Genomic DNA, 12,283 nt, shown 5'->3' on the forward strand with positions numbered 1-12,283 from the left:
TTGGAGGGATTTTTATGGCAGTATATAGCGAACCAATTAAATGGGCAATCATTATTTTCCCGTTTCTAGCATTTTTTATTTCTGGGGCATTATTAATCTATGAATACCGCAAATATGGTTCATTTGTTTGGACACGAGCAATGATTTTGTATTCATTTGTTTTTTATTTATTATGTGCCTATTTCTTGGTAATTTTACCGTTGCCATCTCGAGCAGAAGTGGCTCAATACACAGGACCAACAATGGAACTGCGGCCTTTTCATTTTATTTCAGGGATTTTAAACGAAACTGTTTTTTCGATCAAAGATCCTAGTACGTATTTGCCAGCATTAAAACAACATGCCGTTTTAGAACCACTGTTTAATGTTTTATTAGTTTTACCTTTTGGTGTGTATTTACGGTATTATTTCAAATGTTCATTTTTAAAAACAGTTCTTGCGAGTTTTTTATTGTCATTATTTTTTGAATTAACACAGTTATCTGGCCTTTATTTTATTTATCCACGTTCGTATCGCTTGGCGGATGTCAATGATTTAATTAATAATACCGTCGGAGGCATGGTCGGTTATTGGTTGACGCCACTCTTTACCTTTTTATTGCCAACACGAGAAGAAATTGATGCCACCTCTTATGAAAAAGGGCAGACAGTTAGCCTGTTGAGACGTTTCTTTGCATGGGGGATTGATTGGTTGGTGATTGGCTTTGTGCAAGGCCTGCTCGTTTTTGGACTAAATTTCATTCCAGCTTATAAAAATTGGGCAACCAATTATCCGATTTTTTCAGATCGGATGTGGTTCTTTATCATGGTGTTTGCGGTCTTTATCGTCATGATGAAACTGACAAATGGTCAAACGTTAGGGAAAAAAGTTGTTCGCATTCGGGTGGTTGAAACAGGACATGAAAAAATTCGTTTAAAAGCCTTGTTTGTTCGCTACGGTTATTTGTATTTTGTGTATGGTTTAATTAGTATTTATCTAGCCAATGCCACTGATTTATTGAATTCTTCTAATCGGATGTTGCAAATGGTGTCACTGCTTCTGTATTTGTTCTGTTTAATTTTATATTTACTGTTTTTGATCAACGTTTTGTTAACCTTGATTCGTAAAAAACGGCGTTTGTTTTATGAAAAAGCCAGCCATACTTATACAGTCAGTACATTAGAAGTTGCGAAAACAAAGGAATCAGCAGGTGAGTAAAAGTTGTTTTTGTGTTATAATGCCAAAGTGCATAAAGAATTTAACGAGAAGAGGTGAGGCAAGTGCCTTCATTTAAACAATTTCAATTTCAACCTTTTATCAACGAAGCACTCGCAGAAAAAGGGTTTGAAGAACCAACAGAAGTCCAAGAAAAATTAATCCCAATCATTAAGAAAGGGAAAAGTGTCATTGGACAATCGCAAACAGGAAGTGGAAAGACGCATACTTTTTTACTTCCATTAATGGATAAAGTTAAGCCAACTATCGACGAAGTACAAATTGTGATTACTGCGCCTAGTCGTGAATTAGCCAATCAAATTTATCAAGAAGCGCAGCAACTGGCTCGTTTCAGTCAACCAGAAATTCGAGTGTCAAATTTTGTTGGCGGAACAGATAAACAACGTCAATTAAATAAATTAAAGCATCAGCAACCTCATGTGGTGATTGGTACACCAGGGCGTATTTTAGATATGATGAATGAACAAGCCTTGAAAGTGCATACGGCTTTTGCCTTTGTTGTCGATGAAGCAGACATGACATTAGATATGGGCTTTTTAGCAGAAGTCGATCAAATTGCGGGTCGTTTGCCAGAAAAATTACAAATGCTCGTTTTTTCTGCAACCATTCCAGAAAAATTACGACCATTTTTAAAAAAATATTTAGAAAATCCAGTGATTGAACATATCAAACCAAAAGCAGTTATTTCAGAAACAATTGACAATTGGTTGATTTCCACCAAAGGAAAAAACAGCAATCAAATAATTTATCAATTATTGACTATCGGGCATCCTTATTTAGCGATTGTTTTTGCAAATACTAAACAAAGAGTTGATGAAATCACCGATTACTTAAAAGATCAGGGCCTAAAAGTTGCCAAAATTCATGGAGACATTACACCACGCGAAAGAAAACGTGTGATGCGTCAAGTTCAAAATCTTGACTACCAATATGTAGTAGCTACTGATTTAGCCGCACGTGGGATTGATATTGAAGGGGTTTCACATGTCATCAATGCAGAAGTTCCACATGAATTGGACTTCTTTATCCATCGGGTTGGCCGCACAGGACGTAATGGATTGAATGGGACTGCCATAACATTATATTCACCAGCAGATGATGAAGCGATTACTCAGATTGAGCAGTTAGGTGTTTCTTTCAAACCAAAAGAAATTAAAAATGGTGAGATTGTAGAGACGTATGATCGTAATCGTCGAACAAAACGAGAAAAATCTCGAGAAGAATTAGACCCAACGTTAATTGGTTTAGTGAAAAAGAAAAAGAAAAAAATTAAACCAGGATACAAGAAAAAAATTAATTGGGCAATTGAAGACAGCAATAAGAAAAAACGTAAAATTGAACGTCGTCAAAAAGATCGTTCTGCTAGGAAAGCAAAAAAGAATTCTTCTAACTAAAAACGTTGTGGATTATAAAAAGTAAGGGACTAGAATCGTAAAGATTTTAGTCCCTTACTTTTTATATGATAAATATTTAAGTCACTTTTAAAATAACTCTTTTTTAAAAGTAGTTATCGTTAAAAGTAGAGAAAATTACCGATTAATTGTAAAGATTTTTGTCGAAAACATCAAAATGTTAGTGTTAAACATCAACATTTTGATGTTTTCTCGAGAAAAAAATAATAAAATTACAGAATTTTTGGCGTGTTTTAGCAAAAAGTAGGAAGTTTCGGCACTTTTTTTGTTAAAAAATCAGCTTTATTAGTTGATATTAAAGGAAATTCATTTTTTTTTACGGAGGATAAAAAAATTTTACACACAAAAAAAATCATTTTCTAATATAATATAAATAACCACCAAAATAAAGAATAAAGGAGCGAAGAGAGATGAAGATAAAAAGGTGTTTATTAACCAATCGATGGAGAAAACACACGATTTGGTAACGTATTTTGATTGGTGCGTTTAGTTATTGGTAGCAGAAAGAGTTCTAGGAGGAAAGAAGAAATGAGAAGGATTTTGGTATTAACAAAGAACATTTTAGTTGAGCAAACATTTCAGCAGCAATTACAACATTTAAATTATGAAGTCTTTTGTACGAACTGCTGTGAAGAAACTATAGAACATGAGTTAACTTTTTTTAATTATTTTGATGCAATTGTATTAAGCGAAACACTATCTCAGAACGATTGCTTGAGATTATTAGGAAGTCTTTCATCGTTAGAGAAGCCGATTTATCGACGTTCACAATCGATGTGTAATAAACGTGAAGCGGAGATTTGGCAGGAAAGAGGTATTATCCGGTGGTTAGGCCTCAAAGATTCATTGGAAGATATTCGTGAAAAAATTGACACTGTCGATCAAAGTTTTGCCGAAGTCACAGCCGAGCTACTTGATGACCAAGTAAAAAAGATTCGCTTTACAAAAAACGAGCAACGCTTTTTAAAAATCTTGTATCAGCATGCCCACGAAGGGTTGGATCGTGATCAAATTTGTCGCTTGCTTTGGCAGAAAGAACCAGATGCTTCTACAAAATCGCAGCTGTCTTTCGTATGTAAACGAGTGAAACAAAAATTTAGTGATGCAGGTATGAACGAAGAGATTATTACAACCTCTTGGGGAAAAGGGTATCAAATAAATGAACAAATTTTGCCTTATTTAGAGCAAACGTTATTTGAAACAGCTCAGTAAGGAAAGATTCCTACGAAAACAATTGACTTTTTAGCAGATCTTTCTTATACTTTTGACTATAAGCTAAAGGATATGAGGAATCTTATTTTGATCACAGAAAGCCGTTCATTGCTGAGAGAAGGGCATCAGATAAATTTACTTGCTCCCTTTAGATGGACTTGATAGAAATATCAACGCGACTCTGCGTTATAGAGCTTAAGAGGTAATGATCCAACATCATTGCAATCAAGGTGGTACCGCGAGCAATCGTCCTTGACTGCAATGGTGTTTTTTGTGTTCACAGTCTGCCGCTTAAGAGGGTACAAAACATAAATAGTTAATTATTAATAGAAAGTAGGAAAATCAATGAAAGAATTAACAAGTAGTCAAGTTCGTCAAATGTATTTAGACTTCTTTAAGTCTAAAGGACATTCAGTAGAACCAAGTGCTTCTTTAGTACCAGTAAACGATCCGACATTATTATGGATTAACTCTGGTGTTGCAACCTTGAAAAAATATTTTGATGGCTCTGTTGTGCCAGAAAATCCAAGAATTACGAATGCTCAAAAATCTATTCGTACAAATGATATTGAGAATGTTGGGAAAACGGCTCGTCATCATACAATGTTTGAAATGTTAGGGAACTTCTCAATTGGAGATTATTTTAAAAATGAAGCGATTCACTGGGCCTGGGAATTTTTAACTGGTGCTGAATGGCTTGCTTTTGACCCAGAAAAATTATATGTGACTGTTTATCCGAAAGATACAGAAGCAAAACGCATTTGGCGTGATGAAGTTGGTTTATCTGAAGACCATATTATTGATGTAGAAGATAACTTCTGGGATATCGGTGCTGGTCCTAGTGGTCCGGATACGGAAATCTTTTATGATCGCGGCGAAGAATTTTTAGATATTCCAGAAGATGATCCAGAAAATTATCCTGGTGGCGAAAATGAACGCTATTTAGAAATTTGGAACTTAGTGTTCTCTGAATTTAACCATACACCAGAAGATACGTACGAACCATTACCACATAAAAACATTGATACGGGCATGGGCTTGGAACGTGTTGTATCTATCATTCAAGATGCACCAACAAATTTTGAAACTGATTTATTTATGCCAATCATTCATGCGGTAGAAGCTTTAGGAACTAACGTGAAATATGGAGATGCACCACAAACGGATGTTTCCTTTAAAGTGATTGCTGACCATATTCGTGCTTTATCCTTTGCAATTGGTGATGGTGCGCTTCCTTCAAATGAAGGTCGTGGCTATGTGTTACGTCGTTTATTACGTCGTGCGGTAATGCACGGGAAAAAATTAGGCATTAATGAAGCCTTTTTATACAAATTAGTGCCTGTTGTTGGCGAAATCATGGTAAGCTACTATCCAGAAGTATTACAACAAAAAGACTTCATCGAAAAAGTGGTTCGGACAGAGGAAGAACGTTTCCATGAAACCATCAATGAAGGTTTAAGCATGTTAAATGAGGTTATTAAAGAAGTTAAAGATGCAAAAGGCGATACATTAGATGGAAAAATTATCTTCAAACTTTATGATACTTTTGGCTTCCCCGTAGAATTAACGGAAGAAGTTGCAGAAGATGAAGGCTTGAAAGTCGACCATGCTGGGTTTGAAACAGAAATGGAAGCACAGCGTGAACGTGCTCGTTCTGCCCGCAGTAAAGAAACTTCAATGGGTGTTCAATCTGCTTTATTAACAGATATTAAAGTAGAAAGTAAATTTGTTGGCTATACAGAATTAACACATGATAGTGAATTATTTGTTATTATTCAAGGTGACGCACTAGTAAATGAAGCATCTGCAGGAACAGCCGAATTAATTTTTGCTGAAACACCATTTTATGCTGAAATGGGTGGACAAATTGCTGACCGCGGCTATGTAAAAAATACCGCAGGGGAAGTCGTTGCCAACGTGGTGGATGTGAAAAAAGCACCAAACGGTCAATTTTTACACAAAGTAGAAGTTTTGGCGCCATTAGCAGAAGGTCAAATTTATCAATTGCAAGTGGACGAACGGATGCGGACACGTATTTTGAAAAACCATACGGCAACCCATTTATTGCATCGTGCTTTAAAAGATGTGTTAGGGGAGCATGCCAACCAAGCAGGCTCATTAGTTGCACCAGGACATCTACGTTTTGACTTTACTCATTTTGGGCAAGTTACATCAGAAGAACTAGCGCGGATGGAAGCCATCGTTAACGAAAAAATCTGGGAAGCTATTCCTGTTGTCACAATTGAAACAGATATTGATACAGCGAAAAACATGGGCGCAATGGCGTTATTTGGCGAAAAATATGGCAAAGAAGTCCGTGTAGTTAATATTGGGGATTACTCTATCGAATTATGTGGTGGAACACATGTTGCTAATACAGAAGATATCGGGATTTTCAAAATTGTTTCTGAATCTGGGATTGGTGCAGGAGTACGCCGTATTGAGGCAGTGACGAGTAAAGAAGCGTATCAACTTTTACAAGAAGAAGAACGTCAATTGAAAGAGATTGCTACACTAGTTAAATCACCTCAATTAAAAGAAGTGGTTACGAAAACAGAGCAATTGCAACAACAATTACGTGATCTACAAAAAGAAAACGAACAATTGGCTGGCAAATTAGCGAACCAACAAGCTGGTGACATTTTTAAAGATGTCAAAGACGTCAACGGTGTTCGTTATATTGCCGCTCAAGTCAATGTTAAAGACATGAATCAATTACGCCAATTGGCTGACCAATGGAAACAAAAAGAATTGTCTGATGTACTAGTTCTAGCAACTGCACAAGATGAAAAAGTAAGCTTGTTAGGGGCTATGACAAAAGACATGAACGGAAAAGGCTTAAAAGCCGGTGACTTAATCAAAGCAATTGCGCCAAAAGTTGGCGGTGGCGGCGGTGGTCGTCCTGATATGGCTCAAGCTGGTGGGAAAAATCCAGCAGGGATTGCGGATGCCTTAGCAGAAGTTGAAAACTGGTTGGCAAATGCCTAATTAAAAATGTTTTCCCTATTATTAATATAAGGAGAATGCTCTTTATAGCAATAATGACAGCCCTCTTCAAAGTTATGAAATTGATTTTGAAGGGGGTTCTTTTTTATAAGTGATTAGGGAGAGAAAACAGTAGATTGCACGAATGTGTAAGTTTTCATCTTCAATTGACAATGGTATAATAAGCAACGGAGGAATCAAAAATATGAATGAAAATCAATTATCAAAACGTCTCGCAACGGTTGGTGATTTAATCCCTAGAGGAAGTCGCTTAGCAGACATTGGTTCAGACCATGCTTATTTACCAGTTGCTTTAATGTTAGAAAATAAACTGTCTTTTGCTGTGGCTGGGGAAGTGGTGGAAGGCCCTTATCAATCTGCCAAAACCCAAGTCAGTAAATCCAATTTGACGGATAAAATTATCGTACGTTTAGCGAACGGGCTAGATGCAATTGAACCTGAAGATCAAATAGACGTCATTAGTATTTGTGGAATGGGCGGCACATTAATCCGAGATATTTTAGAAGCTGGACGCAAAAAAAATCGTTTAACAGGGAAGGAACGCCTTGTTTTACAACCGAATATTGGTGAACCAACTTTACGCCGCTGGTTAATGGCAAATGACTACAGTATTATTGATGAAACAATAGTGGAAGAAAACCGTAAGTTGTATGAAATTATCGTAGCTGAAAAAACAGAGCAATCCGTTTCTTATACGGACCAAGAATTACTATTTGGGCCAGTTTTAATTAAAAAACAAGGACCGGTTTTTACTAAAAAATGGCAACGAGAATTAAAACAGCGCAAAACTGTTCTTGCACAACTAGCAAAAGCAAGTGGAGAACATATTGAAAAACAAGCGAAACTACAGCAAGACCAACAATTAATTGAGGAGGTGCTGGCCAATGGCTGTGAACGGTAAGACATTGATTCGACGTTTCAATGACTATTGTCCCGAGTGGCTAGCTGAAACGGGAGATCCTGTGGGCTTGCACATTGGTACGTTAGATAAACCAATTGAAAATGTGATGGTTACCTTAGATGTTCGTCCTGAGGTCGTTGCAGAAGCAATTGAGAAGCAGGTTGATTTAATTATTGCGAAACACCCACCTATTTTCCGCCCAGTTAAGCGATTAACCACAGATAATTTTCAAGAAAAAATGTACGCTGATTTATTAAAACACGATATTGCTGTTTACGCAGCGCATACTAATATGGATATTATTGACAATGGGCTAAATGATTGGTTTTGTGAATTATTGGGAATTAAACAGACCACCTTTTTAACTAAAACACATACTGTTCCTTATAAAAAATTAGCCGTTTTTGTGCCAATTGATGAAGCTCCGCAAATGAGAGAAGCTTTAGGTCTAGCTGGCGCCGGGTCTCAAGGTGATTATTCTAAAACAAGTTACTCTTTAATTGGAACAGGACGTTTTACACCAACACAAGGAGCAAATCCCACGATTGGCGAAATTGGTCAAGAAAGTGTCGTCCAAGAAGCAAAAATCGAAGTGATTTTCCCTGAAACTAAGCAAGAACAAGTTCTTGCAGCTATGTTACAGGCGCATCCTTATGAAGAACCGGCGTATGATGTTTATACCATTGAAAATCAATCAAAAGAATTTGGTTTAGGTCGGGTTGGAGTATTAGACAAGCCTGTGAGATTCTCTGATTTTGTACAGCAAGTCAAGGAAGCTTTCCAATTGGATGGCTTGCGGGTCATTGCAAAAGATGATACTAAAATGATTCAACGGGTAGCCATTTGTGGTGGAAGTGGTGAAAAGTTCTATCATGATGCATTACGTAAACAAGCCGATGTCTATATTACTGGTGATGTGTATTATCATACGGCACATGACATGATTGCTGAAGATTTACCAGTCATCGATCCTGGTCATTACATTGAAGCGCTTTGTAAGCCAAAACTTGTGGAATTAATGAATCAATGGAAACAAGAAAATGAGTGGGCTGTATCCATTTTTGAATCAGAAGCGAATACCAACCCATTTCGTTTTAAATAAAAAAATGAAGATTAAAGGAGTGTTCTTTTATGTATGAAAATTTATTACCTCGTTTTTTACGCTATGTGAAAACAGAAACACGCTCAGATGCAACAAGCACAACGACACCATCAACACAAACACAAGTAGCCTTTGCACAAACCTTAAAAAAAGAATTAGAAGAATTAGGGATGAACGATGTTATTTATAACGAAACAAATGGTTTTGTGATTGCTACGTTACCTAGTAACGTGGAGAAAGACGTTCGTTCAATCGGCTTTATTGCCCATATGGATACCGCTGATTTTAATGCAGTGAATGTTTCTCCGCAAATTGTTGAGAACTATGACGGAGAATCAACGATTCCTTTAGATAAAGAAGGCAAATTCACTTTAAACACGAAAGACTTTCCTAACTTAAAAAATTATCGTGGTGAAACACTTATTACAACCGATGGTACCACTTTATTAGGAGCTGATGATAAATCAGGTATTGCGGAAATAATGACAGCCATGGAATATTTAATTAATCACCCAGAAATTAAACATGGCACCATTCGTGTGGCTTTCGGTCCCGACGAAGAAATTGGTGTAGGTGCCGACAAATTTGATGTCGCTCAATTTAACGTGGATTTTGCTTATACAATGGATGGCGGACCAGTAGGTGAATTACAATTTGAAACGTTTAATGCGGCGCAAGCAGAAATTACAATTCAAGGGAAAAACGTTCATCCAGGAACAGCAAAAAATACAATGATTAATGCGTTACAATTAGGAATTGATTTCCATAATGCCTTACCTGCTGACGAAGTTCCAGAAAAAACAGCAGGTGAAGAAGGCTTTTATCATTTAGCAGCGTTTGCTGGAACGCCAGAAGAAGCTACAATGACGTATATTATTCGCGATCACAATCGCGAGATTTTTGAAGCACGTAAAGCTAAAATTAAAGAAATTCAGCAAACATTGAATGCACCATTTGATGAAGAACGAATCAAAGTTGATTTATTTGATCAATACTATAATATGCGAGAAGTGATTGAAAAAGATATGTCCATTGTCGAAATTGCTAAACAAGCAATGGAAGAATTGTCAATTCAACCAATTATTGAACCTGTTCGCGGTGGAACGGATGGCTCAAAAATTTCTTATTTAGGGATTCCAACACCAAATATCTTTGCTGGTGGCGAAAATATGCATGGCCGTTTTGAATTTGTTTCATTACAAGCCATGGAAAAAGCGACCAATGTGATTATTAAAATTGCTGAATTAAATGCAAAATAAATGAGACACTCAATAGGAAAGTAAGAAAACGGGCAACCGAGAACTTACTTTCCTGTTGTAGTTTCATGAGTCATTGAAAAATTTTTTGCAATTAGAATCAGAACAAGGTATCCTAGTACAGTAACTAGTTAGGAGGCCAGAAAGAATGCTTCAGTGGATAGTAATCATTTATTTCCTCGTCATTAATTTAGTATTGTTTAGTATGATGGGTTATGATAAAAAACAAGCAAAACGTGGGAACTGGCGTATTCCAGAACGCCGCTTATTGACGATAGGACTTGTCGGTGGCGGTCTAGGTGGGCTAATGGGACAAAAGAAATTTCATCATAAAACCCAAAAACCAGTTTTTGCATTGTGTTATTCAATTGGCGTAATCGCGATGATTAGTTGCATCTATCTAACGTTTAAGTAAGAACAAAAAAGGAGAAGCGATGAAAGGAAAAGTAAAAATTGGCTTAAATATGTTGTTAATGATTATCGTTTTAGGCGTAATCTTTTATGTCATGGATAATTCATTAAGTGATATTTTTGCTCAACTGATGGAAACGAGTTGGCTGGTGCTGATTGCTGTTATTTTTTTTGGAGTAGTTTATCAATTTGCAGAAGGGCGCTCAATCAAGGAAATAGCTCGTTATTTTAACAAAGACTTTACAACAGTGGATGGTTTTTTTACTTCTTGTTATGTAGCATTTTATCGAATTATTTCATTTGGCACGGGAACCTTGCTTTCAGAAATTTATTTTTATAAGAAAAAGGGAATTCCTGTTTCTAAAAGTGTGGGGATAACGGCATTACATATGATTATGTACAAAGCAGCCGTGATTTTTTTAGCAATTATTGGTTTGATTATTCAATTTTCCCTGTTTTATGAAAATGCGCCTAAGATGATTCCATTCATTTTAGCAGGTGTTATTTTAACATTAGTAATAATTGCAGCATTACTTATTTTATCTAGTAGCTTAAAGTTGCAAGTTTTATTGGTTAAGTTTGCCAATCGTTGGTTTAAACGACCAAAACTAAGAGATTGGGTGGATAATTGTAATTTACAAATCTATTCCTTGCGGGCAGCTGTCCAAACAATTACACAAGATCGCTCAGCGTTGCTTCGAATCTTTTCATGGAATGTATTTAAATTATTATTTTGGTACATTATTCCTTACATTGTTTTAGTAGAAAATCACCCGAATATTGATTTATTATTAGTGATGTCCTTTACCAGTTTTGCTGTTATTCTTTCAGGAGTTATTCCGACACCTGCTGGCATTGGTCCATTTGAATTTGTTTACTTATTGTTGTTTAAACCATTGGTCGGCAATGTTGATGCTGTAGCATCTGTTTTACTGTATCGATTTGGTAGTTTTGTGTTACCCTTTTTGATTGGCTTGGTTTATGTCGCCATTGAGAAACGAAAATCATTACGCATTGAGATTGAAGAAATAAAACGTCAAACAGATGAATAAGGTAGAACGAGAAAAAGAGTCGCTCTTTTTCTCGTTCTTTTTTTTTAAAAGGAATTGACTTGTACGAGGGATGTCTTATAATAGACTTAATACATGACTAAAAAATATTTTTTTGAACTAACAAAAATTATGGTAAAGGGGTGGCGAAAATTATTGCTGATTGTACAGCAGTGCTGTTATGCGGCGGGAAAAGTTCACGGATGGGATTTGATAAAGCATTATTGAAAATTCAAGGCCAATACGTGATCTTGCAAACAGCTGAAAAGTTAATGGAACTGTTCGAAGAGGTTATTTTAGTAACGAATGATAGTCAAAAATTTCCTAAGGCGTTTAGAAAATGCACAATCATTCAAGATATGTATCTTGGAAAGGGGCCATTAGGTGGGATTGTGACAGCAATGAACTATACTCAGAAAGCTGAAGTGTTTGTAATTGCCTGTGATATACCAACTTTTTCTCCTAAACTTGTGTATCAGTTAGCCTCTAAGCGTGGACAAAATCAAGTAACAATCTTTGACTTTGAAGGTCGTCAAGAACCATTATTTGGCTTTTATCGATGTTCTTGTCTACCAACATTTCAAAAACAGCTTGCGCAAAATAACTATCAGATTCGGCAAGAATTTGAGCATCTATCTGTAAAAACGGTGCAACTATCAAAAGAGAATCAACTTAAAAATGTCAATCGAAAAGAAGAATTGTCTCAGTGGTATCGATAAA

10 protein-coding genes are annotated in these 12,283 nt (G+C 36.3%); all 10 read left to right on the forward strand.

Features of this window, described 5'->3' with window-relative positions; translation table 11 throughout:
• The first annotated feature begins 14 nt into the window (after positions 1 to 14).
• The 10 genes from IGJ37_RS05760 to mobA all read left to right on the forward strand — a co-directional run bounded on the left by IGJ37_RS05760 (position 15) and on the right by mobA (position 12,282).
• Positions 15 to 1,196, forward strand: a complete 1,182-nt coding sequence (locus IGJ37_RS05760; protein ID WP_010707619.1) for a VanZ family protein — start codon at positions 15 to 17, stop codon at positions 1,194 to 1,196.
• A gap of 53 nt (positions 1,197 to 1,249) precedes the next feature.
• Positions 1,250 to 2,608, forward strand: a complete 1,359-nt coding sequence (locus IGJ37_RS05765; RefSeq protein ID WP_002385937.1) for a DEAD/DEAH box helicase — start codon at positions 1,250 to 1,252, stop codon at positions 2,606 to 2,608.
• Between the two features lie 546 nt (positions 2,609 to 3,154).
• Positions 3,155 to 3,838 (forward strand): helix-turn-helix domain-containing protein, encoded by a 684-nt coding sequence (locus IGJ37_RS05770; protein WP_002381934.1) that lies wholly within the window; start codon positions 3,155 to 3,157, stop codon positions 3,836 to 3,838.
• 345 nt (positions 3,839 to 4,183) lie between these two features.
• Positions 4,184 to 6,826 (forward strand): alanine--tRNA ligase, encoded by a 2,643-nt coding sequence (alaS, locus tag IGJ37_RS05775; protein ID WP_325814780.1) that lies wholly within the window; start codon positions 4,184 to 4,186, stop codon positions 6,824 to 6,826.
• A 202-nt stretch (positions 6,827 to 7,028) separates the two neighbouring features.
• Positions 7,029 to 7,745, forward strand: coding sequence for a tRNA (adenine(22)-N(1))-methyltransferase (locus IGJ37_RS05780; protein ID WP_002357733.1), 717 nt, complete (start codon positions 7,029 to 7,031; stop codon positions 7,743 to 7,745).
• Positions 7,729 to 8,847, forward strand: coding sequence for a Nif3-like dinuclear metal center hexameric protein (locus IGJ37_RS05785; protein WP_002369477.1), 1,119 nt, complete (start codon positions 7,729 to 7,731; stop codon positions 8,845 to 8,847). Before IGJ37_RS05780 ends, IGJ37_RS05785 begins: the two co-directional genes overlap by 17 nt.
• 29 nt (positions 8,848 to 8,876) lie before the next feature.
• Entirely contained in the window at positions 8,877 to 10,106 is a 1,230-nt protein-coding gene (pepT, locus tag IGJ37_RS05790) for a peptidase T (protein ID WP_002378325.1), read from the forward strand.
• Positions 10,107 to 10,251: 145 nt separating this feature from the next.
• Positions 10,252 to 10,518, forward strand: a complete 267-nt coding sequence (locus IGJ37_RS05795; RefSeq protein ID WP_002360427.1) for a DUF1294 domain-containing protein — start codon at positions 10,252 to 10,254, stop codon at positions 10,516 to 10,518.
• A gap of 19 nt (positions 10,519 to 10,537) precedes the next feature.
• Entirely contained in the window at positions 10,538 to 11,566 is a 1,029-nt protein-coding gene (locus tag IGJ37_RS05800; RefSeq protein WP_002360426.1) for a lysylphosphatidylglycerol synthase transmembrane domain-containing protein, read from the forward strand.
• Between the two features lie 140 nt (positions 11,567 to 11,706).
• Complete coding sequence (mobA, locus tag IGJ37_RS05805; protein ID WP_002361748.1) at positions 11,707 to 12,282, forward strand: molybdenum cofactor guanylyltransferase; 576 nt, start codon at positions 11,707 to 11,709, stop codon at positions 12,280 to 12,282.
• The last annotated feature ends 1 nt before the right edge of the window (position 12,283 follow it).

It is taken from the genome of Enterococcus sp. AZ104, assembly GCF_050546705.1.
GTDB lineage: Bacteria > Bacillota > Bacilli > Lactobacillales > Enterococcaceae > Enterococcus > Enterococcus faecalis.